At 70.9% G+C, this 24,144-nt stretch carries 21 protein-coding genes; 11 read left to right on the top strand and 10 right to left on the bottom strand.

The annotated features are described in order from the left end of the window. Nucleotides 1-98 precede the first annotated feature (98 nt). A complete protein-coding gene (locus C8E87_RS38535; protein ID WP_166661419.1) occupies nucleotides 99-965 on the top strand; it encodes an MEDS domain-containing protein in 867 nt (288 codons plus the stop codon). Here the strand turns inward: C8E87_RS38535 and ybiA are convergent. Beyond that, on the bottom strand, nucleotides 952-1,509 hold the full coding sequence (gene ybiA, locus C8E87_RS38530) for a riboflavin biosynthesis intermediates N-glycosidase (protein ID WP_203720557.1): 558 nt from the start codon (nucleotides 1,507-1,509) through the stop codon (nucleotides 952-954). The genes C8E87_RS38535 and ybiA overlap by 14 nt on opposite strands. Nucleotides 1,510-1,924: 415 nt before the next feature. Here ybiA and C8E87_RS38525 point away from each other — a divergent pair, with 415 nt between their 5' ends. Further along, nucleotides 1,925-2,374 carry a hypothetical protein gene (locus C8E87_RS38525; protein WP_239080078.1) on the top strand — a complete coding sequence of 150 codons (450 nt, stop codon included), beginning with the start codon at nucleotides 1,925-1,927 and terminating at the stop codon, nucleotides 2,372-2,374. Between the two features lie 720 nt (nucleotides 2,375-3,094). Here the strand turns inward: C8E87_RS38525 and C8E87_RS38520 are convergent. Further along, on the bottom strand, nucleotides 3,095-3,991 hold the full coding sequence (locus tag C8E87_RS38520; protein ID WP_133878285.1) for a sulfotransferase domain-containing protein: 897 nt from the start codon (nucleotides 3,989-3,991) through the stop codon (nucleotides 3,095-3,097). A 138-nt stretch (nucleotides 3,992-4,129) separates the two neighbouring features. On the opposite strand from C8E87_RS38520, the gene C8E87_RS38515 reads away from it, so the two are divergent. The 5 genes from C8E87_RS38515 to mmsB all read left to right on the top strand — a co-directional run bounded on the left by C8E87_RS38515 (nucleotide 4,130) and on the right by mmsB (nucleotide 11,619). Beyond that, nucleotides 4,130-5,215, top strand: a complete 1,086-nt coding sequence (locus C8E87_RS38515; protein WP_133878284.1) for a type III polyketide synthase — start codon at nucleotides 4,130-4,132, stop codon at nucleotides 5,213-5,215. Next, nucleotides 5,212-6,888, top strand: a complete 1,677-nt coding sequence (locus C8E87_RS38510; RefSeq protein WP_166661418.1) for a fatty acid desaturase — start codon at nucleotides 5,212-5,214, stop codon at nucleotides 6,886-6,888. The genes C8E87_RS38515 and C8E87_RS38510 overlap by 4 nt, the downstream gene beginning before the upstream one ends. A gap of 839 nt (nucleotides 6,889-7,727) precedes the next feature. Continuing rightward, the gene (gene chvE / locus C8E87_RS38505; RefSeq protein ID WP_133878282.1) at nucleotides 7,728-8,855 is read left to right on the top strand and encodes a multiple monosaccharide ABC transporter substrate-binding protein; all 1,128 of its coding nucleotides are present in this window, start codon (nucleotides 7,728-7,730) and stop codon (nucleotides 8,853-8,855) included. Next, a complete protein-coding gene (gene mmsA / locus C8E87_RS38500) occupies nucleotides 8,855-10,387 on the top strand; it encodes a multiple monosaccharide ABC transporter ATP-binding protein (protein ID WP_133878281.1) in 1,533 nt (510 codons plus the stop codon). The genes chvE and mmsA overlap by 1 nt, the downstream gene beginning before the upstream one ends. A 26-nt stretch (nucleotides 10,388-10,413) precedes the next feature. After that, nucleotides 10,414-11,619 carry a multiple monosaccharide ABC transporter permease gene (gene mmsB / locus C8E87_RS38495; RefSeq protein ID WP_133879221.1) on the top strand — a complete coding sequence of 402 codons (1,206 nt, stop codon included), beginning with the start codon at nucleotides 10,414-10,416 and terminating at the stop codon, nucleotides 11,617-11,619. A gap of 7 nt (nucleotides 11,620-11,626) precedes the next feature. On the opposite strand, the gene C8E87_RS38490 is transcribed toward mmsB, so the two are convergent. The 3 genes from C8E87_RS38490 to C8E87_RS38480 form a co-directional block, all read right to left on the bottom strand. Next, entirely contained in the window at nucleotides 11,627-12,487 is an 861-nt protein-coding gene (locus C8E87_RS38490; RefSeq protein WP_133878280.1) for an alpha/beta fold hydrolase, read from the bottom strand. Nucleotides 12,488-12,660: 173 nt separating this feature from the next. Further along, entirely contained in the window at nucleotides 12,661-13,122 is a 462-nt protein-coding gene (locus C8E87_RS38485; protein WP_133878279.1) for a VOC family protein, read from the bottom strand. Further along, nucleotides 13,119-13,682 carry a DinB family protein gene (locus C8E87_RS38480; RefSeq protein ID WP_133878278.1) on the bottom strand — a complete coding sequence of 188 codons (564 nt, stop codon included), beginning with the start codon at nucleotides 13,680-13,682 and terminating at the stop codon, nucleotides 13,119-13,121. Before C8E87_RS38480 ends, C8E87_RS38485 begins: the two co-directional genes overlap by 4 nt. Before the next feature lie 71 nt (nucleotides 13,683-13,753). Here C8E87_RS38480 and C8E87_RS38475 point away from each other — a divergent pair, with 71 nt between their 5' ends. Then, the gene (locus C8E87_RS38475) at nucleotides 13,754-14,755 is read left to right on the top strand and encodes a helix-turn-helix transcriptional regulator (RefSeq protein ID WP_133878277.1); all 1,002 of its coding nucleotides are present in this window, start codon (nucleotides 13,754-13,756) and stop codon (nucleotides 14,753-14,755) included. On the opposite strand, the gene C8E87_RS44775 is transcribed toward C8E87_RS38475, so the two are convergent. The 3 genes from C8E87_RS44775 to C8E87_RS38460 form a co-directional block, all read right to left on the bottom strand. Further along, complete coding sequence (locus tag C8E87_RS44775) at nucleotides 14,749-15,369, bottom strand: cupin domain-containing protein (protein WP_203720560.1); 621 nt, start codon at nucleotides 15,367-15,369, stop codon at nucleotides 14,749-14,751. The genes C8E87_RS38475 and C8E87_RS44775 overlap by 7 nt on opposite strands. A 123-nt stretch (nucleotides 15,370-15,492) precedes the next feature. Beyond that, nucleotides 15,493-16,350: an aminoglycoside phosphotransferase family protein gene (locus C8E87_RS38465; RefSeq protein WP_133878276.1), complete on the bottom strand. Its 858-nt coding sequence runs from the start codon at nucleotides 16,348-16,350 to the stop codon at nucleotides 15,493-15,495. 7 nt (nucleotides 16,351-16,357) lie between these two features. Beyond that, nucleotides 16,358-16,759 carry a hypothetical protein gene (locus C8E87_RS38460; protein WP_133878275.1) on the bottom strand — a complete coding sequence of 134 codons (402 nt, stop codon included), beginning with the start codon at nucleotides 16,757-16,759 and terminating at the stop codon, nucleotides 16,358-16,360. Nucleotides 16,760-17,386: 627 nt separating this feature from the next. Between C8E87_RS38460 and C8E87_RS38455 the strand changes: the two genes are divergently transcribed. Continuing rightward, the gene (locus tag C8E87_RS38455; protein ID WP_133878274.1) at nucleotides 17,387-18,280 is read left to right on the top strand and encodes a hypothetical protein; all 894 of its coding nucleotides are present in this window, start codon (nucleotides 17,387-17,389) and stop codon (nucleotides 18,278-18,280) included. A gap of 6 nt (nucleotides 18,281-18,286) precedes the next feature. Here the strand turns inward: C8E87_RS38455 and C8E87_RS38450 are convergent, their stop codons facing one another. Both C8E87_RS38450 and C8E87_RS38445 read right to left on the bottom strand, forming a co-directional pair. After that, nucleotides 18,287-18,982, bottom strand: coding sequence for a response regulator (locus C8E87_RS38450; RefSeq protein WP_133878273.1), 696 nt, complete (start codon nucleotides 18,980-18,982; stop codon nucleotides 18,287-18,289). Next, complete coding sequence (locus tag C8E87_RS38445) at nucleotides 18,979-20,586, bottom strand: sensor histidine kinase (protein ID WP_133878272.1); 1,608 nt, start codon at nucleotides 20,584-20,586, stop codon at nucleotides 18,979-18,981. The genes C8E87_RS38450 and C8E87_RS38445 overlap by 4 nt, the downstream gene beginning before the upstream one ends. A 79-nt stretch (nucleotides 20,587-20,665) precedes the next feature. Here C8E87_RS38445 and C8E87_RS38440 point away from each other — a divergent pair, with 79 nt between their 5' ends. After that, nucleotides 20,666-22,039 carry a cation:dicarboxylate symporter family transporter gene (locus tag C8E87_RS38440; RefSeq protein WP_133878271.1) on the top strand — a complete coding sequence of 458 codons (1,374 nt, stop codon included), beginning with the start codon at nucleotides 20,666-20,668 and terminating at the stop codon, nucleotides 22,037-22,039. A 113-nt stretch (nucleotides 22,040-22,152) separates the two neighbouring features. Next, nucleotides 22,153-24,144, top strand: a complete 1,992-nt coding sequence (locus tag C8E87_RS44770) for a serine/threonine-protein kinase (protein ID WP_203720561.1) — start codon at nucleotides 22,153-22,155, stop codon at nucleotides 24,142-24,144.

The raw sequence follows: 24,144 nt of genomic DNA, 5'->3' as shown, positions 1-24,144 counted from the left end.
GGGGAGTCACCCGTACGAGGTAACGCGGTGGAAGCGATTCGAAGCGTACGGTGAACGACGCTCTGCGCGTAGGTGTACCGCTCTACCTGGGGAGGGCCGTGGCACTGCTCGACCGCATCGAACTCGGGGACCACGTCTGCTGGACCGTCGAGGACGATGACGTCCGGCGCGACGAGATCGCCGGGGTCCTGCACGCCGGGCTGCTGTCGGGGCACAAGGTCATCTATTCCGGCAACGACCCGGACACCGTGCTCGCCGCGGTCGAGCGCCGCGGTGTCGTGCTGCGGGCGGTCCTCGCGTCGGGGCAGTTGCAGGCGGTCACCGCCGAGGCCGGCTACCTGGCCGGCGGATCGTTCGACCCCGAGGGCCTGATCGGGCAGTTGCGCGCCGAGAAGGAACGGTCGCGGGCCGAGGGTTACCGGGGCCTGCGCGTGATCGGCGACATGAGCTGGGCGCGGCGGCGGGTGCCGGACGCGGAACGGCTGGAATGGTACGAAACGCGCTGCAACGCCGTGTTCGCCGACGGCTATGTGATGGGGATCTGCGCGTACGACAAAGGGCTCTTCGACCCGGTCCTGCTGAGGCGGCTGGCGCTCGCACATCCGGGCGCCGCCGGGCCGCTGCTGCCGTTCGACCCCGAGAGCTCGCTGCGGATCCGGCGGACCGAACAGCCGTACGGGCTGTGGATCTCGGGCGAGGCGGACCTGTCGAACCGGCACGCGCTGCAGGCCATGGTGGAGGATGCCCTGCTCCGGCGTGGTGGCGAACCGGTGGTCACGATCGACCTGACCGCGCTCCGGTTCGCGGACACCGCCGCCGCCCGGGTGCTGCTGCAGGCGGCGGCGGGCGCGGGTCGCATGCACGTCGTGGGTTGCTCACCCGCGCTCGTCCGCCTGCTGTTCTTCCACGGCGCCGGGTTGATTCCCGGTCTCGTCGTCACGCCGGGCTACCTCAACGACGGCTGAGTTCCTCCCGTACGTCCATGAGCGCGAACCCGAGCAGGTTGGCGCCCCGCCAGCGACGCGGGTCGGCCGCTCGCGGGTCGTCACGGCCCAGGCCGATGCCCCAGATGCGGTCGAGCGGGCTCGCCTCGACCAGCACCCGGTCGCCGGTCGTCAGCAGAAAGTCGCGCAACTCGTCGTGCTGGGTGAACTTGGCCCGGTTGCCCGAGACGACGATCTCGTAGCGGTTGGCGTTCCACACGTCCTGCCGGAAGTCCGCCACCCGCCCGCCCAGGGCCTTCGCCACCTTGGGGTGCGGCGCGGCCAGGATCCGCCCGGCCATGGCCTCGTCGCCGAAGAGGACGGCCTTGCGCCACATCATGTAGTGCTCGGCCGTCGCGAACTCGTGCCCGTCGGCGGCGAACCGGGACGGCCACCACTGACTGAGGCAGCCGGCGCCGGCGCTGCCGTCACGTTCGGGCTGGTGACCCCAGAAGAACAGGTACTTCACCCGGTTGGCGGAAGCGTAGGCGGTCAGGTCGTCGACGGTGCGGGCCATGACAGACATGCCCGCGAGTGTGCCCCACGACCGGGGTCCCGCGGGATCCTATTTTTGTCGCACCCCGGCGCTAAGTTCTCCGGCATGAACACCGACACCCGACCAGTCTCCCGGCCCTCGCGTCCGCCCGTCGTGCCGGCTGTCCTGCGTGTGCGCCGGGCCCGCCGCGCGCGACTGCGTGCGGCGGCGGCCGCTGCGATCCGCCGGGCTGCGGTGCCCTGAATTCCTTGACTCTCGAGTTGGTCGAGGGCACACAGTCACGGGCGTCGTGCCGATGCCTACCACCTGGAGTGAGCCGTGCCCGAGACCCCGGACCCCGCCTCGCAGGGCGCTGCCCGCGTCTCGCCGGGCGCTGCCCGCGTCTCGCCGGATGTTGACGGCGAGTCGCCGGATGTCGACCCGAGCTCGGATGCGGATGGTGTGGATGACGGCGATTGCGGCTGCCGTCGCGCGGGGACAGTCCGGTGACCGGGCCGGTGCGCGGCAGGCGCTGGCCCAGTTGTGGGACGGCAGCGGCGATCCGTTGCATCGGTGCAGCATCGCGCACTATGCGGCCGACCTGCAGGAGTCCGTGGCCGACGAGCTGATGTGGGACGAGCGCGCCCTCGCCGAGGCGAGCAGGCTCACCGACGCGCGCGCGAAGAGCTACGACGCGGCGTGGCAGGTCCGGGCGCTGCTGCCGTCGCTGCGGCTCAACCTGGCCGACGCGCACCGCCGCGCCGGGGATCCGGAGGCGGCACGGATCCACCTGTCCGCCGCGCTGGAACATCTCGACGCGTTGCCCGACGACGACTACGGCAAGCTGATCCGGGCCGGCGTCGGCAGAGTCCGCGCCGTGCTCGCGGCGGGGTCGGTCGAACGGTTCGGGCCTTGAGCCGTTGTGGCTGCGGCCGCTGCGGGCTGGGGCTGGCAGAGTCCGCGCCGTGCTCGCGGCGGGGTCGGTCGAACGGTTCGGGCCTTGAGCCGTTGTGGCTGCGGCCGCTGCGGGCTGGGGCTGGCAGAGTCCGCGCCGTGCTCGCGGCGGGGTCGGTCGAACGGTTCGGGCCTTGAGCCGTTGTGGCTGCGGCCGCTGCGGGCTGGGGCTGGCAGAGTCCGCGCCGTGCTCGCGGCGGGGTCGGTCGAACGGTTCGGGCCTTGAGCCGTTGTGGCTGCGGCCGCTGCGGGCTGGGGCTGGCAGAGTCCGCGCCGCGCTCGCGGCCGGGTCGGTCGAACGGCTCGCGCCCTGAGCCGCTGTGGCTCCAGCCGCCAGGCATGGACGCGGGCGGGGGCCAATGCTGAGTCGCGCTTGGTCGCAGTGCAAGGGTGCGTTCGGCTTTGCCAGGGGTGGCGTAGAGCAGGACTGGGGCCGTCCCGTGCCGGCGGTCGGGGGTACGCGTTGCTGAGCCGTCCCGCGTCCGGGAGGGCTTGCGGGGGCGGCGCGGGCTTGGCGTCCGGGAGGGCTTGCGGGGGCGGCGCGGGCTTGGCGTCCGGGGCGGCGGTGTGGCGCCGCGAGGAGGCTTGCCGGGGGCGGGTCTACGCGAGGTAGGCCCCGGAACACGCGCCTTCAGGGGTCGCCTTCGGGCCCCCGGCGACCGTATGCGTGGGGGATGGCGACCTACTGGTGCTCTGCCGCGCCTGGTGTCTGCGGTCGGTCCACGGGGCGCCGGCCGCCGCGTACGCCCTGTGCAGCGGCGGCGGGGGACTGGTGGCCGTGGAGCCAGGTCAGGATCTCGGGCGGGGCCAGCGTCGCGGCGCTGGTGTAATAGGCCGACAGCTCGGTGGGGGTGAGCAGTTCGGCGGCGGCGCCGGGGCTGCCCCGGGGGAAGAAGGCCCGCGCGTCGTGGAAGAAGCCGGGGACCAGGTGGGTGGCGCGTTCACGCATGCGGGGCAGGGTGGCTGACGCCGTGAGGACGGGCCACAACGGCTCGGGCACGGGGATGCCCAGGCGGGCCGCCAGGTAACGCATCTGGCCGGGCAGGTCGGCGGTCAACTGGTCGTAGTGCACGAGCACCACGTTGGGCAGCCAGGCCCGTTGCCAGGCGTCGGTGGCGTGGTGCAGGACGGCCGGCAGCGACTCGGCGCTCTCGTCCGTGGCGATCCAGCGCAGCAGGGCCAGCCGGAGGTCGGGAGCAGGCGTGCCGTGCAGGTTGGACAGGTGGCGGCAGAGCGAAACGTGCGTGTCCAGCGGATGCCGCCCGCTCACCAGGTACGTCACGCGGGGGTCGTACGGCAGGGCCGCCAACGGCGTGTGGGTCTTGATGAACCGGCGGTGGGGCTGGGCGTCGAGGCGGGCGTGCACCCACGCCGGCGGTTCGATCCGGTGGTCGAGCCAGGGGGAGAGGTGCCACAGCGGGGCGGGCAGCTCGGGCGTCTGAAAGATCAGCAAGCCGCAGATCGTCTGCAGCCACGTCGTGCCGGTGCGGCGGCGGGTGCTGATCACGATGTCGCCGGGACGGAAACGGAAACCGAGCCAGCGGGCACTGTCCTCCTCGGAGGTGAGGTAGCGCTGCACGCCGGGAGATTAGCAGGCGCCCAATAGTCCGGAAAACACCACGAATACGCGCCCAAATACCCGTATGAAACGTGGGTCAGCGGGCCGGCGCCGGACCCGATAACGTCGTCCGTGAGCCAATCAAGCGGGGGCGCTCAAATGATCAATATTGGTTCTCCTCCGGCGGCGATCACCTCGGTCGGCAGCGCTTTTCCGGACGCTTCCTACACGCAGGCCGAGGTCGGCGCGCTGCTCGGCCTCGACAACCGGGTCGCGCGCCGCTTGCTCGCCGCCCCGCACATCCGTACGCGCCGGTTGTTCCTGCCCCCGGCCGACCCGGTGACCGGCCGGGCGCCCGAGGAGTCGCCCGCCGAGCTGCACGCCAAGTTCCGCCGCGGCGCCCTCGAGATCGGCGGCCGGGCCATCGCGAACGCCCTCAAAACCGCTGCCCTCACCCCATCCGACGTGGGCTTTCTGCTCTGCGTGACGTCAACCGGCTTCCTCGTCCCGGGGCTCAGTTCGCTGTTCTCGCGCGAGCTCGGCTTCCGGCCCGATCTCGTCCGCGCCGACCTGGTCGGCATGGGCTGCAACGCCGGGCTCAACGGGCTCAACCCGCTGGCGCAGTGGGTGCGGCACCATCCGGAAAAGGTCGCTGTTCTCGTCTGCTGCGAAATCAACTCGGCCATGTACGTCCGCGACGGAACCGCGCGAACCGGAATAGTGAACAGCCTCTTCGGCGACGGCGCGGCGGCCGCCGTGATCACCGCGGAAAGCGCCGGCGGGCCGTACGTGCTCGATTTTGAAAGCCATTGCCTGCCCGACCGGTGGGACGCCATGCGGTTCGACTGGGACGAGAATGCCGGGAAGTGGAGTTTCTTCCTCGACCGCGATATCCCGTACGTGATCGGAAGCAATCTCGTCGTGCCGGTGACACGCCTGCTCGAGCGTCACGGGCTCCGACCGGAATCGATCAGTCATTGGGTGCTGCACACCGGCGGCGGCGCGGTGATCGACAGCGCCCGGCAGAGTCTGGGGCTGAGCGAGCACGACGTGCGGCACACACGCTCGGTGCTGCGCGACTTCGGCAACATCTCCAGCGGCAGCTTCCTGGTCAGCCTGGAACGCCTGCTCGACGAGGGGTCGGCCCGGCCCGGCGAGCACGGCGTGATGATCACGATGGGGCCGGGCGCGCAGATCGAGACGGCGCTGATCGAGTTCGGCGCCCCGCGGAAGGGATCCCGGTGACCGACGACGTGCGCAGCTCACCCCGCACCGGCACGGTCCTGCCGCGGGGACGACCGTTCTGGATCGTCGACGGGCGCGCCTACGACTTCACCGAGTGGGCCCGCGTCCATCCCGGCGGCGCGACCTGGTTCGGTCCCAGTCAGGGTCGTGACATCAGCGCGCTCCTTCACACCTATCATCGTGACCCCGTACGGCTGCGGAAGTTCCTTTCCCGGTACGAGATCGACGGGTTCACCGAGCGGGACGTGCTGCCCAAGCTGGGAGTTCCGCCGTTCCTGCTCGAGCCCGGCTTCGACGCGGCCCGCGACCTGCCCCGGCTCGACTACGCCGACGAGGGCAGCCTGCTCGCCGACATCCGCACCGCGATCAACGAACGGTTCTCCAAGCGTGACCTCAAACGCCTCGACCGCCGGTTCGACCTGGTCACCTGGGTGATCGGGCTGGCCCACGTGGCAATGCTGGCGTCGCTCGCCGGCGGGCTCACCCCGGCGTGGGCGTTCGTGATCGTCATGGTGCTGACCCGCACCGCGCTGGCCGGCGCCGGCCACTATCACCTGCACCGGCGCTGGAACGACAAACGGCGGCTGCAGACACCGCTCGGCAAGGCCCTGTTCGACATCAACTACGTGGGCACGAGCCTGATCGGCACCGACGGGCACGTGCTGCTGCACCACCCGTACATGGGCTCCGGCGCCGACGTCAAAAAGACGTTCTTCGACGGCATGCTGCGGCTGCACCCGGTGCTGCGCGTCCCCGGATACACGCTGCACAAGCTGGGCATCTGCCTGCTCGGCCTGTCCCTGCGGGCCCGCGAGATCGCCCGTTTCGAACAGCGCGGCGGCAACGCGCCGATCCGGCTCGACTTCTGGCTGGTCCGCGCCTGGCTGCTCGTCGAGCTGGTCGCGTGCGTGGTCACCGGTCACTGGCTGGCGTGGCTCGTGCAGTTCTTCCTGACGCTCTGGTACAACACTTTCCTGGTGGTGTCGAGCCACGACTTCGAAGACGACACCCCCGACGACCTCACCGCGATCCCGGTTACCCTGCGTGATGACTGGGCGGCCCACCAGATCTGCCTCAGCTACGACCTGACAATCGTCGGCAATCGATGGCTTGATCTGTGGCTGAGCGCCGGCCTGAGCCCGCACCGGGTGCATCACGTGCTGCCCTATCAGGCATCCGGCTTCGCCAACCTCCGGTCCGAGGCCACCGTACGGGCAGTGTGCGAGCGGGCGGGCATCACCTGGGAACGGCCCCGCAACCTGCTGTTCGACCGCTTTCCCGCCGTGATCCGTCACTACCTGTTCCGCCCAGCCAAGGCGCTGCCACTCCCACCGCCTCCGCCGGGGTCCGTGCCGCCTCTGCCGGGGTCCGTGCCGCCTCTGCCGGGGTCCGTGCCGCCTCTGCCGGGGTCCGTGCCGCCTCTGCCGGGGTCCGTGCCGCTCCCGCCGGGGTCCGCGCCGTCTCCGCCGGGGTCCCCGCTGCCTCCGCCGCGGTCTCAGCCGTCCCCGTCCACGCCGCCGCCCTCTCAGCCGTCAGCGCCGGGCGATGCGCCGATCGGGTCGGCCGGCGGGTTCCCCACGCCGCCCGCGCCGGTGATTCGTCCGGTTCGGGCGGGGCAGCTCGGGTTGCTCGTGCGCTACACGGTCGACGGCTTCCGCGGCGTCGGAGTATGACGGCAGCCCGCTGACCAAGACGACCGGTGTCGACCGGCCGCCGCAGCGGGTGCGACCGGACTAACTCCGCGCTGCCGAGCGGCCGCGGCCTGGCTCACCACGGACCGTGAAACGGCACGCCGCGACGGCCGCGTCAGCACACCGGTGGGGCATCGGGTGGCCGCTACGGACGGCCGGGGACTCGTTCTGCGTCCACCACTTGGCGGCTGCTCCGATGCCTCGTGAACCCGCGGTCCGGGAGGCGGCGGTGTCGAGCAGGAAGGCGTGAACCGGCGGCCCGGGAGGCGGCGGCGTCGAGCTGGAAGGCGCGAACCCGCGGCCCCGGAGGCGGCGGTGTCGAGCTGGAAGGCGCGAACCCGCGGCCCCGGAGGCGGCGGTGTCGAGCTGGAAGGCGCGAACCCGCGGCCCCGGAGGCGGCCGTGTCGAGCTGGAAGGCGTGAACTCGCGGCCCGGGAGGCGGTGTCGAGCAGGAAGGCGTGGTCCTGCCGTCCCAGCAGGCCTGGACGTACCCGGCCAGGTGTGCCCCGAGGACGCGCCGACCCAGGTGAGCGCGTGCCGGGTCAACCGCGAAGCCCGGGGCGTCACCACCGACGGGTCGCTGTCGAACGCGAGGGCGTGCAGGGCGCTCAGCTCGGCGTCGTCGACCGGGAAGCGGGTGGCCGGCGTGATCGTCGTGCGCTCAGGAGATCATGCCTTAGCCGGTTCGAGACCCTTCTGTTATCGATAACAAAGTGTCGGGCAAATGTCGGCAACGTTGCTAAGAATGGTTGACACCCGTTCGTGTGACCGTTCACACTCGACCGCACTCCCGCTCCGACGGACCCGAAGAGGAGTCCCGCATGAGACTGTCCAGGATGGGTGCGGTGGCCTCCGCCGCCGTGCTCGCCGCCTCCCTGGCCGCATGTGGTTCCAGCGAGAAAACTGTCGACCAGAAAGCCGGCGCCACGGACAACACGGGCGCCCTGATCGGTGTCACCATGCCCACCCGCTCCAGCGAGCGGTGGATCAGCGATGGCGACAACCTCAAGAAGCAGCTCGAGGCGCTCGGTTACAAGGTCGACCTCCAATACGCCGAGGACAAGATCCCGACCCAGACGCAGCAGCTCGACAACCAGATCACCAAGGGCGCGAAGCTGCTGATCATCGCGTCGATCGACGGCACCGCGATCACCACGCAGCTGGAGAACGCGAAGGCCAACAACATCCCGGTCATCGCGTACGACCGGTTGATCCGTAACAGCCCGAACGTGGACTACTACGCGACGTTCGACAACTTCAAGGTCGGTGTGCAGCAGGCGACCTCGCTGCTCACGGGGCTCAAGGTGCTCAAGCCCGACGGCTCGGCCGGCGACGCGAAGGGCCCGTTCAACATCGAGCTGTTCGCGGGCTCGCCGGACGACAACAACGCCACGTTCTTCTTCAACGGCGCGATGAGCGTGCTGAAGCCGAAGATCGACGACGGCACGCTGGTCGTCAAGAGCACCCAGACCGACTTCAAGGAAGTGGCCATCCTGCGCTGGCAGGCCAAGACCGCCCAGGACAGGATGGAGAACCTGCTCACCTCCACCTATCGGGGCGGCGCCAAGGTCGACGGGGTCCTTTCCCCGTACGACGGTCTCTCGATCGGCATCCTGTCGGCGCTCAAGAGCAACGGCTACGGAACGGCGGCGCAGCCCTACCCGATCGTGACCGGGCAGGACGCCGAGCAGGCCTCGGTCAAGTCGATCCTGCGCGGCGAGCAGTACTCGACGATCTACAAGGACACCCGCGAGCTGGCCAAGACCACGGTCTCCATGGCCGACGCCGTGCTCAAGGGGCAGACGCCGCAGACCAACAACACGAGCGACTACGACAACGGCGTGAAGGTCGTCCCGTCGATGCTGCTCGAGTCGGTCATCGTCGACAAGAGCAACTACAAGAAGGAACTTGTCGACAGCGGCTACTACAACGAGTCCCAGCTCAAGTAATGACGGACTCCATCCTGCGCATGCGGGGCATCTCCAAGACGTTTCCGGGCGTACGGGCCCTGGACGACGTGAACCTGGAGGTGCTCCGCGGCGAGATCCACGCGATCTGCGGGGAGAACGGCGCCGGCAAGAGCACCCTGATGAAGGTGCTCTCCGGCGTCTACCCGCACGGCGACTACAGCGGCGAGATCACGTTCGACGGGCAGGAGTGCCGGTTCTCCGGCATCCGCGACAGCGAGCACCGCGGCATCGTGATCATCCACCAGGAGCTCGCGCTCGCGTCGAACCTGTCGATCGCCGAGAACATCTTCCTCGGCAACGAGCAGTCCAAGCGCGGCCTGATCGACTGGAACCGCACCAACGCGGCGGCGGCCGAGCTGATGGCCCGCGTCGGGCTGCACGAGAACCCGGTCACCCAGGTGCTCGACCTCGGCGTCGGCAAGCAGCAGCTCGTCGAGATCGCCAAGGCGCTGTCGAAACGGGTCAAGCTGCTGATCCTCGACGAGCCGACCGCGGCGCTCAACGACGACGACTCGGCGCACCTGCTCGGGCTGCTGCGGGGGCTGCGCGACGAGGGCATCACCTGCGTGATCATCTCGCACAAGCTCAACGAGGTGCTCGAGATCGCCGACCGGGTGACGATCCTGCGCGACGGCAAGACGATCACCACGCTCGACGCCGACGGCCTGACCGAGGACCGCATCATCAGCGGCATGGTCGGCCGCGACCTCGACCACCGGTTCCCGCCGCACGAGCCGAGCATCGGCGAGGAGATCCTGCGCGTCGAGAACTGGACCGTGCACAGCCCCACCCAGCACGGCCGGCTGCTCGTGTCCGACGCGAGCTTCACGCTGCGCCGGGGCGAGATCGTCGGGCTGGCCGGGCTGATGGGGGCCGGGCGCACCGAGCTGGCCATGAGCATCTTCGGCCGCGCGTACGGCACCGGCATCAGCGGGCGGATCTTCAAGGACGGCCGGGAGATCCGGTTGCGGTCGGTTCGCGAGGCCATCGCGCACGGCATCGCGTACGCCACCGAGGATCGCAAACGCTACGGGCTGAACCTGATCGAGGACATCAAACGCAACGTGTCCGCGGCCGGGTTGCGCAAGCTCGCCCGGCGGGGCTGGGTCGACGACAACGAGGAGTACAAGGTCGCCGAGACGTACCGGAAAAGCCTGAACATCAAGGCCCCGAGCGTCTCCAGCATCACCGGGAAGCTCTCCGGCGGCAATCAGCAGAAGGTCGTGCTGTCCAAGTGGATCTTCACCGACCCCGATGTGCTGATCCTCGACGAGCCCACCCGCGGCATCGACGTCGGCGCCAAGTACGAGATCTACACGATCATCAATCAGCTGGCCGACGCCGGTAAGGCCGTGCTGCTGATCTCCAGCGAGCTGCCCGAGCTGCTCGGGCTCTGCGACCGTATCTACACCCTCTCGGCCGGGCGGATCACCGGTGAGGTTCCGCGCGCCGAGGCCACCCAGGAAGGGCTCATGACCCTCATGACCGCCGGACAGGAGGTACGCCCGTGAGCGTCGCCCCGGCCGCACTCCGCAAGCTGCCGTCCGATCCCGCCGAGCGCGGGCCCCGCCGGTTCCGGATCAACCTGAGGCAGAGCGGCATCTACATCGCGTTCGCCGCGATCGTGCTGCTGTTCACGATCCTCACCGGCGGCGACATGCTCGCCCCGCAGAACATCAGCAACATCATCGTCCAGAACTCGTACATCCTGATCCTGGCCATCGGCATGATCCTGGTGATCATCTCGGGGCACATCGACCTGTCGGTGGGCTCGATCGTGGCGGCCACCGGCGCGGTCGCGGCCGTGCTGATGGTCAACCACGACGTGCCATGGCCCCTGGCGCTGCTGATCACGCTGCTCGTGGGGGCGGCGATCGGCGCGTGGCAGGGCTACTGGGTGGCGTACTTCGGGATCCCGGCGTTCATCGTCACGCTCGCCGGCATGCTGCTGTTCCGCGCGGTCACCTACAACATCCTGGGCAACCGCGGCATCGGCCCGTTCCCCGACGAGGTACGCACGCTGTCGAACGGCTTCACCGAGGGTTATCTGGGCAACATCGGGCTCGGCGCGCTCGGTGGCGCCGACCTGTTCTCGCTGCTCATCGGGGTGGCGGCCGTCGCCGGCATCGTCGTGACGCAGTGGCGCTCGCGGGCCGGGCGGGTCAAGTTCGGGCAGGTCGTCGAGCCGTTCGCGCTGTTCGTCCTGAAGATCGCCGTGGCCGCCGTTGTGGTCATGTTCGTGATCGTGCAGCTGGCCCGGTTCCGCAACCTGCCCTGGGTGCTCGTGCTGCTGGCCGCGCTGGTGCTCGGCTACTCGCTGCTGACCAACCGGGCGGTTTTCGGCCGTCAGATCTACGCCGTCGGCGGCAACCTGCAGGCGGCGACGCTCTCCGGCGTCAAGGTCAAGTCCGTGGTGTTCTGGATCTTCGTCAACATGGGCGTGCTGTCGGCCCTGGCCGGCATCATCTTCGCGGGCCGCCTCAACCAGGCCAACCCGACCGGCGGCGACCAGTTCGAACTCGACGCCATCGCGGCGGCCTTCATCGGCGGCGCGGCGGTGCAGGGCGGCGTGGGCAAGGTGGTCGGCGCCATCACCGGCGGTCTGATCATGGGCGTGATCAACAACGGCATGAGCCTGATCGGTGCGCCGAGTGAGCAGGTCATGCTGGTCAAGGGCGCCGTGCTGCTGGCGGCGGTCGCCTTCGACGTGTGGACCAAGCGGCGGGCCGGCGCGAGCCGCTGACCCGCCGTCAGCCGGGGATGAACCCGAGCAGCGCCTGAGCCACCGCTGCCGGGTTCTCCTCGGCCATGTGGTGACCGGATTCGATCGGCACACCGCGGACATCGGCGGCCCATTCGCGCCAGATCGCGAGTGGGTCGCCGTACAGGTCCTCCATGTCGTCCCGCGTCGACCAGAGGAACAGCGTCGGGCAGGTGATCATGCGGCCCTGCCCGCGGTCGGCGAGTTCGTGCTCGTGATCGACGCCGAGCCCGGCCCGATAGTCCTCCAGCATCGCCCGTACGGTGCCGGGGTCGCGGGTGGCAGCCCGGAACTCCTCGTGATTCTCCGCGCCCATCCGCTCGGGCGTGCCCTGATAGAAGGCGTCCGGGTCGGCGTTGATGGCGCGTTCCGGCTTGTCCGGCTGGGCGAAGTAGAACCAGTGATACCAGGCGGTCGCGAACTTCGCGTCGCACCGGGCCAGGGCCTCGCTGATCGGCACCCCGTCCATGACAACCAGACGCCGTACGGCCTGAGGATGGTCAAGGGCCAGCCGCAGGGCGACGTAACACCCGCGATCATGCCCCGCGACGGCGAACCGCTCGAACCCCAGCGTCCGCATGAGCCGCACCATGTCGCCGGCCACTGCCCGCTTCGACTGCTGTCCGTGGTCGTCCTTGATCGCGGCCTTGCTCGACTGGCCGTAGCCGCGCATGTCCGGGCAGACAACGGTGAACCCGGCCTCTTTCAGGCGCGGGGCCACGGCGTGCCAGGTCGATCCCGTACGGGGGTGGCCGTGGATCAGAAGCACCGGTGGCCCTTCCCCGCCGTGGCGCACCCGCAGTGTCACTTCGCCGACGTCGATCCGCTCATCCTTGAATCCCTCGAACATGGACCGCGGGTACCCGGATGCCCGGCCGCTCATTCAGCGCCTGCTGTGGGGTATTGGCCATGCGCCATCCCGTGCGGGCGCTACGGCCTGGAGCCCCGCTCAGGCCGGCCGAAGACCCCGGTTCGGGGCCGGTGCGGTTGTCCGAGGTGACGAGGCGTACGGGATCTTCGGTCTCAGTCCAGGCAGAACTCGTTTCCCTCAGGGTCGGTCATGACGATGAAACCGGCGCTCATGGGCGGGGCGGGTTCGGAACGGCTGACCCGCTCGGCGCCCAGGGAGACCAGGCGGTCGCATTCCTTTTCGAGGGCGGACATGCGGTCGTCGCCGTCGAGGCCGGGGGCGGCTCGGACGTCGAGGTGGACGCGGTTCTTGGCGACCTTGTCCTCGGGCACCTGCTGGAAGAACAGGCGCGGGCCGGTGCCGTCGGGGTCCTCCAGGGCGGAGGCGGCGTTGCGGCGTTCGAGGGGGACGTTGTTGCGTTCGAGGAACTCGTCCCAGGCTTCGAGCGGGTCGGTTCCGGGGGCGACGGTGACTCCGGGCGGGCCGGGGTGCACGTAGCCGAGGGCGTCGCGCCAGAAGATGGACAGCGTTCTGGGGTCGTGGGCGTCGAACGTGACCTGGATCGTGCGGCTCATCGGGTGACCTTCCTCAGGTATAGGTCGCGCAGCAGGGCGACCTCGGACAGGTGGTGGATCAGTTCGCGGTGGATGTGCAGCACGAGGGCGGCCATCGGCAGGTCGGGGTAGGGCTCGGCGGGACCGCACGGGCGGCGCAACCCGTCCTCGCCCAGACCTCGGACGCCGGCCAGCCACGCCTTCAGCTGCTCGTCGAGCTGCTTGCGGGCGTCGGAGGCATTTCCCGCGTACGCCCAATCCTCGTACGACGCGGCGGGCGCGCCGAAATGGGCGGCGTTGCGGACGGCGAGCACCCCGACGATGACGTGCCCGAGCCGCCACGCGATCGTAGTCATCGGGGGCGGGTCGGGCTGGGGGAAAGCGAAGTCGATCGTGTGGTCGCCCCGCCCGCCCTGCATCTGCGCGGTCGACGTGCCGCGGGGGCGCACGCTCCACGCGCCGGGTGCGGGCTCCCAGAAGTACTCGTCGTCGGTCAGGCCGTCGAGGCGGGCCCGCACCTGGTTGTCCCAGTGCCATTCCCACTGCTCGCGCAGCGTCCGGTTCCAGTTGAATCCGTCCATGCGCCTCACCCTGCCACGGAACGAGGACAGGATCGGTCCGCTATCTCTGAAAGACTGAGAACGTGGACGACATGGGGACGACCGAGCGGGTGCTCGCGCTGCTCGGCCTCCTGCAGCAGCGCCGGCTGTGGACCGGACCCGAGCTGGCGTCGCGGCTGGGGGTGACGACGCGTACGGTGCGGCGCGATGTCGAGCGGCTGCGGGTTCTGGGTTATCCGGTGCATGCGGGGCAGGGGGTGGGGGGAGGTTATCAGCTCGGGCCGGGGCAGGACCTGCCGCCGCTGCTCCTCGACGACGAGGAGGCCATCGCCACGGCGGTCGCGTTGCTGGCGGGGGCGGAGAGTGGGGATGCCGCCCTGCGCGCCCTGACCAAGCTGGACAGGGTGTTGCCGACCCGGCTCCGGCATGAGGTGCGGGCGCTGGCCGGGTCGGTGTCCTCTTTCGGAGGCGGGCGGCCGGCGGTCGACTCCGAGGCGCTGACGACGTTGGCGCGGGCCTGCCGGGACGAGGTTCTTGTCCAATTTGTGTACGCGCGCCCCTCGGGCACCGGGCGCGTCACCGATGGCCCGTCCGGGGCGGTCGCGGATGGCTCATCCGGGGCCGTCGCCGGTGGCTCGCTCAGGGAGGTCGAACCCTATCGCCTGGTTGCCTCGGACCGGCGGTGGTATCTGCTGGCCTTCGACGTCGGGCGGAACGACTGGCGCACCTTCCGCGTCGACCGCATGTCCGAGATCTCGGAAAAGTCGTGGCATTTCAAGCGTCGGGAGGCGGTTCCGGAAGCGGCGGCGTTCGTGCAGGAGAGCGTATCCAGCCGCGTCTACAAGTATCAGGCCCGTTTCCTCGTACGGGCCCCCATGGCGACAATCCGCGCACTGATCCCGGCCTCGGCGGCGGTCGTGCGTGAGAGGACAGCCACGACCTGCGAAGTGATCAGCGGCGCGGGCAACCTCGACTTCATCCTCATGCACATGACGTTGCTCGGCCACGACTTCGAGGTGCTCGACCCACCCGACCTGCGCGAGCGCTGCGCCGTCCTGGCCGACCGCCTGCGCCGCGCCGCCGAGCATCAATAGGTCAGTTCCAGCACGAACCACTCGCCCGGACCGGTCAGGGTCAGCGGGCCGCCGGGGTGGTGGGCGACCGCGCCGTTCCTGGCCAGCTCGGCGATGACGTGCGGGCGGGCGCTCAGGTCGAGCTTGCGGGCCTCGTCCCCGCCGACCTCGACCGTCCACACGCTCACGTGCGGGTGCAGGATGACCGGGAGCCGCCCGTCGCCGGTGGCCGGGCCGGGCCGCTGCCCCTCGACGCTGCGGTCGCCGGGCCCGATGTCCAGCGGCTCGGGCCTGTTCTCGCCCAGGTCCTTGAGCTCGACGAGCCGGTTCTGATAGAAGCGTGACCCGATGTTGGTCAGCCGGTGCACGGGCGAGAGCGGCCGATAGACCGACCCGCCGCGGTACTCGTTGAGCAAGCGCGGCTCGCTGCCGTCCAGCCAGTCCATCCGCGCCTCGGAACCCGAGATCGAGAGGACCACGTACGGGTTGTGGTGCAGATGCCACGGGTGGGTCTGCCCGGGTGGCAGCGCGACGTCCCACACCCGTACGAGCTCGTTGTCCAGCAGCACCGTCTGCCCGACGTCGTCGAGGACGATCCGCTCGCCGGCGGGGGAGTGCACAACCTGACCCTTCATGATCACCACCCCATCATCCGATGTGGTCCAAGTCAAAACCTGTGGCCGCTGTACGTCGTTGCTTGCCCACCGAGCGCAGCCGCCGTTGTCACCCGATGATCGCGCCACTGTCGTGCGGTGAGCTCAGCCGGTTATGCGGGCCAGCGTGCGGCGGCCGAGCTCGGCCATCGCCGGGTTCGTGGTGGCGTAGTACCAGGGCAGGCCCATCGCCTGCGCGAAAGCCCATGCCTTGCCCCGTTCCCACTCCAGGTCGCCGGGGTTCAGCGCCTCGCGCAGCGTGCGGCGGGGGCCGTCCTCCAGCAGGTGCCACGCGCTGACCAGCTCGAGGGCGGGATCGGTGGGGGACAGACCGCCCACGTCGAGGACACCGGTGAGGCGGCCGCCGGTGACCAGGACGTTGCCGGGGATCAGGTCGCCGTGGGTCATCGTGTCGGGGGTGTCGCCGCGGGGCAGCTCGCGCAGTTCGGCCCAGACGCGGCGCAGCGAGGGGTCGCTGTGCTGGAAACAGGTCTCCATCCAGTCGTCCTGGGACTTGAGCTCCCCGCCGCGGCCGGTTCCGGAGAACGTGCGCCCGTGGGTGGGCATCGCGCGTACGGCGGAAATGAACTCGGCCAGATCGAGCGCGAAATCATCACCCAGCGTCTGGTCGCCGGCGACCACACCGGGTAGCCACGTCTGGACCGACCAGGGCAGGGGGTAGCCGGGGCCGGGATCACCGAGCGCGACCGGTTCGGGGGTGGCGAATCGCGTACGGCCCAGCAGCTCGCGGGCGGCCGCGGCCTCGCGTTCGAGCCACTCGCGGGCGTCGGGTCGCGGGCGCAGCGGGAACCGTACGGTGAACGTGTCGCCCAGGCGGAAGATCGCGTTGACCGTGCCCTGGGTGGCGAGCCCGCGCAACGGCAAGCCGCGCCACCGCGGGAACTGGCTGTCGATCAGCGCGCGGGCCGTGGCCGGGGAGATGTCGAGCTGGTCGGCGTGCACCCCGGCCTCAGAGTTCGTCGCAGGTGTTGCGGACGTCGACCACGAGCTGCGCCACCCGGCCCAGGTCGAAGGTCACCACGGCCTGCTGCACCTGCTGGGCCTGCGCGGCGAGCACCCGGTAGTCGTCGTCGGCCCGCCCGGCGGCCTGGGCCAGCGAGATGGCGCCGCCGAGCTGGAACGTGGTCTGCTCGGTCAGCGTTTGAGCCTGCCACTCGTCCGGCAGCCGCTCGAACACGCCACAGGCCGCGTCGGCGTCGGCTCCGGCGTCGTCGTCGCCACCACCGCCGACGAACGAGCTGGCCGCCCACAGGATCCCGACCACCAGCGCCCCGGCCAGCAGCCCGACGCCGCCTCCGATGAGGAACGGCCGCGGCCCGCGCGGTGCGTTGCTCGCTTCGGGGAACGGCACGCCCTGGTCGGGCCATGCGGGGGCGGGACCGGTCCACGCCGTGTTCTCCGGCCGGCCGCCGAAGGCCGCGGGCGCGGCGCCCTCGTCGGGGCCCGGCCCGGCCTGCGCGTAGCCGGCGGCCGTCTCCGCCGCAGGCGCCTGTGCGGCATTCCAGGCCGTCCCGGCGCCCGGCGCTTGCGGGTCACTCGCAGGCGTCCCAGCGCCGGGCGTTTGTGGAGTGTTCGCAGCCGTTTCAGCGCCGGGCGTTTGTGGGTTGTTCGGGGTCGGTCCAGCGCCCGGCGTTTGTGGAGTGTTCGGGGTCGTTTCAGCGCCGGCCGCTTGCAGGTGGTTCGCGGCCGTTCCAGCGGCGGGCTCCTGCCGGTCCGGCGCGGGGCCGGCGTCGTCCGCCGGGCGCTTCCAGGGGTTGTCGGCCGCGGGCGCGCCCGGCGCCGGCGAGGGAACCGATGCGGGCTGAGACTGCTCAGGCGGCTGAGGCGTCGTCATAGCCGGAAAGAATTCCATATCCGATCGAACCCGGTCACCGCACCGCCCAAATCCCACCCCCGCCCCGCCTTCCCCGGCCCGGCGATACGGTCTCCGTCACCCAGGGCGGCCGGCCGCCCTGACGGCGTACGGGGGGTGAGGGCAGTGGATCGGCGCTGGCCGATGAGGGGTGGGACGGTGCTGGTGGCGGCTCTGCTCGGGCTGTCCGCCTTCCTGGCCGACTTCGTGGACGGTCCGGCCGGCCGCCTGATGGTCGTGCTGACCAGCAGCGGCTTCGCGTGGGGGCTGGCGGGCTTCCTGGTTGCACGGTCGACTCCGTACGGTGCCGGCGCCGCGGTCCGGCGGTCCACGGCACTGCTGATCACGGCGACCGTTGTCTACTACTCACTCATCCTGGTCGGGACCCGTCGCTGGATGGCGGGCGGCGTTGTCGCGGAGGGGCTTCTCGACGTCGGGCTGATGACGGCCGTGTGGGTGGCGGGGTCGGTCGTCGCCGGCGTTGTTCTCGGGATTCTGGGCTGCTTGGTGCGAAGAGACGGGCTGACCGAACACGAACATCTCGGCCTGAGGTCGCGTGAGGACGGCAGGGCCGGCCGGGAACAGTCCGGCTCGGCGGCGGGTGAGGGTGGGCAGGCCGATCGCGGGCGGTCCGGCTCGACGGTGAGTGAGGGTGGCGAGGTCGACCGGGGACAGGTCGGCTTGACGATGCGCAACAACCCGGCGATCGCTGCCGGTGCGTTGGGGCTGGCCTGCGGGCTGCTCGCGGGGCAGGGTCTGGCTCGGGCGGCGGTGGCCCGGCCGTGGTGGCTGTCGGGAGGGCGCAGCGAGTTCTTCGCCGCGTTCGGGCTGGGGGAGCTGCTGATGATCGGGCTGCCGCTCGGTGTGCTCGTCTGGCTCGCCACGGCCCATCGCCTGTGGCGGGCATGGCCTGTCCTGCTCGGAGCCGGCGCCGGGGCGGCCGGTGGCAGCGCGGTCTGCTGGGTTCTGGTCGAGCAGGTGGCGCAGTATGCGATCCACGGCCAGCCGATCGGGCTCTGACACGGGTCAGCGCTGGGCGAAGCGGTATTCGACCTCGGGGCGGCCCGGACCGCCGTACCGGGGGCTGCGGTTGACCTGGCCGGTCTCGGCGAGGTGTTCCAGGTAGCGGCGGGCGGTCACGCGGGAAGCACCCATCCGGGCGGCGACCTCGGCCGCCGACAGGCCGGGCGTGCCGCTGCCGTCGAGGGCTCGCAGCACGCCCAGGACGAGGTCGAGGGTGCCCTGGTCGAGGCCCTTGGGCAGCGAGTCGGGGGAAGCGCCGCGCAACGCCGCGAACGCGCGGTCGATCTCGTGTTGCGCCGCCACCTGCTCGACGGCGAGCAGCTGTTCGCGGTAGCGGGCGTAGCCGCGCAGCTTCTCGCGGAAGGTTGCGAACGTGAACGGCTTGAGCAGGTAGTGCGTGACGCCCAGCGAAACCGCCGAGCGCACCATCGCCAGGTCGCGGGCCGACGTCACGACCAGCACGTCGGTGCCGAAACCGGCCGTGCGCAGGGCCCTGGTCAGTTCGAGGCCGTTCATGTCGGGCAGGTTCAGGTCGAGCAGCACCAGGTCGACCGGCGTCGAGCGCAGCGTGGCCATCGCCCGCTGCGCGGTGTGCGCGACGGCGGCCACCTCAAAACCCTCAACCCTTCCCGTGTACGCCGCGTGGGCTTCCGCCAGCAGCGGCTCGTCCTCGACGACGAGCACGCGGATGCCGCTCACGTTGTCCCCGGCCGCGGGCCGCTTGCGGTTGCCGGGACGGGAAGCCGTACGGTGATCAAGGCTCCTCCGCCCGGACCGGCGGACACCTCGATGCTCCCGCCGTGCCGGTCGGCGACCTGTCTGACCAGCGCCAGCCCGAGCCCCCGCCCCTGCGCCTTGGTCGACCAGCCGCGCGCGAACGCCTCGGCGGGCAGGCCGGGCCCGGTGTCGCCGACCCGCACCAGCACCTCGCCGTCCGACTCGACCACCAGCACCGTCACCACGTGCGGCGGCTCGACGCCGGCCACCGCCTCCAGCGCGTTGTCGACCAGGTTCCCCACCACGGTGATCAGGTCACGGCTGGGCAGCGGCGTCGTGTCGGCGAGCCGCGAGTCCTCGTCGATCACCAGTTGCGCGCCGCGCTCGGCGGCCTGGGCCGACTTCCCCAGCAGCAGCGCGGCCAGGGCGGGTTCGCTGACCGCCCCCACCACCTGGTCGGTCAGTTGCTGAGCCACGGCCAGCTCGGCTGTCGCCAGGCGCAGCGCCTCCTCGGTGCGGCCGAGCTCGACCATGGTCACGACGGTGTGCAGCCGGTTCGCGGCCTCGTGGGCCTGCGACCGCAGCGCCTCGGTGAGACCGCGTACGGAGTCGAGCTCGCCTGTCAGCGTGCGCAGCTCGGTGTGGTCGCGAAGGGTGAGGACGGTGCCGACGACCTGCCCCTCGGAACGGATCACCCGCTGGTTGGCCACCAGCACCCGGTCACCGGCCAGCACCGGCTCGTCGGCGACCGGGGCGCGCGACGCGAGCAGATCGCTGATCTCGGGTGGCAGGTCGACCCCGGCCGGCATGTCGGGTGCGTCGCCGGTCAGTCCCAGCAGCCGGCGGCCCTCGTCGTTCACCAGCGTCACCCGTCCCGCCCGGTCGACCACGAGCAGGCCCTCACGCACCGAATGCAGAACCGCGTCGTGGTACTCGTACATCCTGGTCATCTCGGCCGGCCCGAGCCCGTGGGTCTGGCGGCGCAGGCGGCGGCTGAGCAACCACGATCCCGCAGCCGCGATCAGCAGCGCCAATGCTGTCGGGAACGCGACTGCCGGCGTACGGGAAAGCAGTTTTCGGTTGAGGGCCTCGGTGGTGATCCCGACCGACACGAGCGCGATGACGGCGGTGTTGTCGGTGACCGGAACCACCGTGCGCACCGATTCGCCCAGCGTGCCGACGCTCTTCTCGATCACGGTGCCGCCCCGCAGCGCGGCGTCGATCGAGCCGATGAACGGCTGCCCGATCAGCGTGGGGTTGGTGTGGGTGAAGCGGGTGCGGTCCGGGGCCATCACGACGATGAAGTTGGTGCCCGTGGCCAGGCGGACGCTTTCGGTGTACGGCTGGAGCACCTCCGACGGGTTCTGGTCGCGCACCGCCGCGATGACCGTGGGGGAGCGGGCCACCGCCTGCGCGATGCCGATGACCTGGTCGATGGCTGCCTGCTCGGTGTCCTCCTGGGCCAGCCGCACCGCGCCCGCCGTGCCGATCGCGACCAGGGTGGTCACCACCAGCACCTGCCAGACGAACAACTGGCGCGCGATGCTCCAGGCCCGTTTCTTCCTGAGGCCCCATGTGATCGGCATGTTCCGGTCCGGTTCTCCGCGGTAAACAGAATGAACACAAGGTCGCGTTCGGGGTGAGACGCAGGACACAGTCTGCGGCATGGAGACCCAGAGCCCCACCCCGCGGGTCCGGCGGGACAGAACCCACTACCTCTACCTGGCGGTGATCGCCGCGGTGCTGGCCGGCATCGTCGTCGGACTGGTCGCACCGGACGTCGCCAAGGAGCTCAAGCCCATCGGCACCGGGTTCGTCAACCTGATCAAGATGATGATCGCCCCGGTCATCTTCTGCACCATCGTGCTCGGCGTCGGCTCGATCCGGCAGGCGGCCAAGGTCGGCCGGGTCGGCGGTCTGGCCCTCGGCTACTTCCTCGTCATGTCGACCGCGGCGCTGGCCATCGGCCTGATCGTCGGCAACATCGTGCACCCCGGCTCCGGCCTGCACCTGGACCCCGCGGCGGCCGCGGCCGGGCAGAAAGCGGTGGGGAGCGGCGGCGAGGAAGGGCTGGCCGACTTCCTGCTCGGCATCATCCCCAACAGCCTGCTCTCGTCGCTGACCGACGGCGAGGTGCTCGAGACGCTGCTGGTCGCGCTGCTCGTCGGCTTCGCCGTGCAGGGCATGGGCAGCCGCGGCGAACCCGTCCTGCGGGCGATCACCGTCATCCAGCGGCTCGTCTTCAAGATCCTCGCCATGATCATGTGGCTGGCTCCGATCGGCGCGTTCGGCGCCATCGCGGCGGTCGTCGGTGAGACGGGCGTGGACGCGCTGAAGAGCCTCGCCCAGATCATGCTCGGCTTCTACGTCACCTGCGCGATCTTCGTCTTCCTCATCCTGGGCGCGATCCTCTGGGTGTTCACCCGGATCAACCTCTTCTCGCTGCTGAAGTATCTGGCCCGCGAGTTCCTGCTGATCCTGTCGACGTCCTCGTCGGAGTCGGCGCTGCCCCGGCTGATCGCCAAGATGGAACACCTGGGTGTCAGCAAACCCGTGGTCGGCATCACCGTCCCGACCGGCTACAGCTTCAACCTGGACGGCACGGCGATCTATCTGACGATGGCGTCATTGTTCATCGCCGAGGCGCTCGACCAGCCGCTCTCGGTCGGCGAGCAGATCTCGCTGCTCGTCTTCATGGTCATCGCCTCGAAGGGCGCGGCCGGCATCACCGGAGCGGGTCTGGCCACCCTGGCCGGCGGCCTGCAGAGCCACCGCCCCGAACTGGTCGACGGGGTCGGCCTGATCGTCGGCATCGACCGCTTCATGTCCGAGGCGCGAGCCCTGACCAACTTCGCCGGCAACGCGGTCGCCACCGTGCTGATCGGCACGTGGACCGGCGAGATCGACCGCGAGAAGACCCGTGCCGTCCTGGCCGGCGACGACCCCTTCGACGAGTCGACGATGCTCGACGACGACGACGCGTCCGCGGAGGAGCCCGCCCCCGCCGCCCCCGAACCGGCGCCGGCTCGGACGGCCTGACCCAGCAGGCCTCGCCCGTCCGGTGCCACCCCCGCGGCCCGGCCTTCAAGCCCCAGCGTGAAGGCCGGGCCGCGCTGGGCGGGGCCGTTTCGGGGCTTGAGTAACATGATCGGGTGCTTGCCCCCGGAGCCATGCTCAGCGACCGTTACCGCCTCACCCAGCGCCTCGCCGCAGGCGGCATGGGTGAGGTCTGGCGTGGCGAGGACGTCATGCTGCACCGCCCGGTCGCGATCAAGGTGATGCTCCCCGCGTTGCGCACCGACCGCGAGTTCGTGACCCGCTTCCGCACCGAGGCACGCATGATGGCCGCGCTGCGTCACCCCGGCATCGTGCAGGTGTACGACTACGGTGAGACCCCCGACGGTGACTATCTGGTGATGGAGTTCGTCGAGGGCATCCCGCTGTCCCGGCGCATCGAGCAGGCGGGCCGCCTCTCCCCGGCCGAGACGATGACGGTCGTGGCCCAGGTCGCCGACGCGCTGCAGGTCGCCCACGAGGCGGGCATCGTGCACCGCGACGTCAAACCCGCCAACCTTCTCGTACGCCCCGGCGGCGCGATCGTGCTGGTCGACTTCGGTGTCGCCCGCTCCGAGACGGCGAACGGCCTGACCGGCACGAACGTGGTGCTCGGCTCGGCCAACTACATGGCGCCCGAGCAGGCCGAGGGCAAACCGATCGGCCCGCCCACCGACGTGTACGCGCTGGGCGCGGTCGCCTACTGCTGCCTCACCGGGCGCCCGCCGTACGTCGGCGAGAACCCGCTGCAGGTGCTGACCCAACTGGTGTACGGGGAACTGCCCGCCCTGCCGCCCGATGTGCCCCCGCCGGTGGCCGCGCTGGTGTTGCGCGCCTTGGCCAAGGAGCCGGCGCAGCGGTTCGCGAGCGCCGCCGAGCTCGCCTCGGCCGCCCGCTCGCCGGGGCGCGGGTCGTCCGGGGCGCCGCCGCAGCAGACGCGCCCGTACCGGCCGAACGGCGGGCCCGGTCAGACGGCCGCCGGTTTCCCCAGCTCGGGCCGGGCACAGGCGGGCCCGCGGCCAGGCCAGACCTCGGGCCGGATGCCGATCCCGGGCGCCGCCGCGGCCGGTGGCTACCCCGGCAGCGCCCCTGGTGGCGGCTACCCTGGCGGCGCCCCTGGTGGCGGCTACCCTGGCGGCGCCCCGGCCGGCGGCTACCCGCCCACGCAGGTGGGCGGCTACCCGTCCGGCGCGCAGGGCCGTTTCCAGCCGGGAGCGCAGGGCGGCCGTCCGTCCGGCGCACAGGCCACACCCGGGGCGCAGGGCGGTGCGCCGGGGGCGCACGGCGGCTATCCGTCAGGTGCGCAGGCCGGTGGTTTCCAGCCGGGTCGCGCCCAGGCCGGCCGAGCCCCGCAGACCGGATTCAACTCGTCGGCCTCGGCATCCGTCTCCGGCGCCGCCGCGGTCCCGCGCCCGGGCGCGGCGAGCGGGTCGGGCGGCGGCACAGGCGGAGGGGGCTTCGGCGCCGGCACACCCGACCCCGGACCCGCCAAGCGCAGCCGGACGATGGTCGTCGCGGCTGTCGCGGCTGTGCTGGTCGGCGTGGGCGGCGTCGGCACGGCCGTGGCCTGGCCGTCGCTGACCGGCGGTGGCTCGGACGGCGCCGGCGCCAGCCCGTACGACGCCCTGAACGGCGGTGACACCACCACCGAACCCACCGCCAAGCCGGGCGGGACCGACAAGACGAAAACCCCCAAGCCCGGCCGGACCACGAAGACGGAGCCGGCCCCCGAGCCGACGACGGCCAAGCCGGAGGCCGAACCCCAGGACCCGGTCGCGGCCTGCGGCGACGGCTTCGACGTCGTCGACCAGAAGAACCTGCGCGGCGGCGGCACCAGCGGCCGGGTGTACCTGCTCCACAACGACGACAGCGACGAGGACTGCGTGGTCACGGTCAAGCTGACCGGGATCGGCGAGAACTCGCCCATGTCGGCCTACCTGGAGGTCGAGGGTCAGGGCCCGACACAGGACAACACCTCGTCGATCGACTACGTCGGCCCGGTCCGCGCCCAGGCCGCCGAGGCGTGCATCAAGTGGGGCGGCTCGATCAACGACAAGTCGTTCTTCAGCGACTTCGACCACTGCGACTGA

The sequence above is a fragment of the Paractinoplanes brasiliensis genome, assembly GCF_004362215.1.
GTDB classification, from domain to species: domain Bacteria; phylum Actinomycetota; class Actinomycetes; order Mycobacteriales; family Micromonosporaceae; genus Actinoplanes; species Actinoplanes brasiliensis.
Note: the sequence above shows the minus strand (reverse complement) of the source record. Positions and strands in the feature narration are given on the sequence as shown.

What these genes read in the sequence shown, in the direction of transcription:
- mmsA (WP_133878281.1), top strand. Translation starts at nt 8,855, where the DNA reads ATGACGGACTCCATCCTGCGCATGCGGGGCATCTCCAAGACGTTTCCG.
- C8E87_RS38445 (WP_133878272.1), bottom strand. Translation starts at nt 20,586, where the DNA reads ATGCCGATCACATGGGGCCTCAGGAAGAAACGGGCCTGGAGCATCGCG.
- ybiA (WP_203720557.1), bottom strand. Translation starts at nt 1,509, where the DNA reads ATGTCTGTCATGGCCCGCACCGTCGACGACCTGACCGCCTACGCTTCC.
- C8E87_RS38525 (WP_239080078.1), top strand. Translation starts at nt 1,925, where the DNA reads ATGACGGCGATTGCGGCTGCCGTCGCGCGGGGACAGTCCGGTGACCGG.
- C8E87_RS38475 (WP_133878277.1), top strand. Translation starts at nt 13,754, where the DNA reads ATGGGGACGACCGAGCGGGTGCTCGCGCTGCTCGGCCTCCTGCAGCAG.
- C8E87_RS38485 (WP_133878279.1), bottom strand. Translation starts at nt 13,122, where the DNA reads ATGAGCCGCACGATCCAGGTCACGTTCGACGCCCACGACCCCAGAACG.
- C8E87_RS44775 (WP_203720560.1), bottom strand. Translation starts at nt 15,369, where the DNA reads ATGAAGGGTCAGGTTGTGCACTCCCCCGCCGGCGAGCGGATCGTCCTC.
- C8E87_RS38480 (WP_133878278.1), bottom strand. Translation starts at nt 13,682, where the DNA reads ATGGACGGATTCAACTGGAACCGGACGCTGCGCGAGCAGTGGGAATGG.
- C8E87_RS38440 (WP_133878271.1), top strand. Translation starts at nt 20,666, where the DNA reads ATGGAGACCCAGAGCCCCACCCCGCGGGTCCGGCGGGACAGAACCCAC.
- C8E87_RS38515 (WP_133878284.1), top strand. Translation starts at nt 4,130, where the DNA reads ATGATCAATATTGGTTCTCCTCCGGCGGCGATCACCTCGGTCGGCAGC.
- C8E87_RS38490 (WP_133878280.1), bottom strand. Translation starts at nt 12,487, where the DNA reads ATGTTCGAGGGATTCAAGGATGAGCGGATCGACGTCGGCGAAGTGACA.
- chvE (WP_133878282.1), top strand. Translation starts at nt 7,728, where the DNA reads ATGAGACTGTCCAGGATGGGTGCGGTGGCCTCCGCCGCCGTGCTCGCC.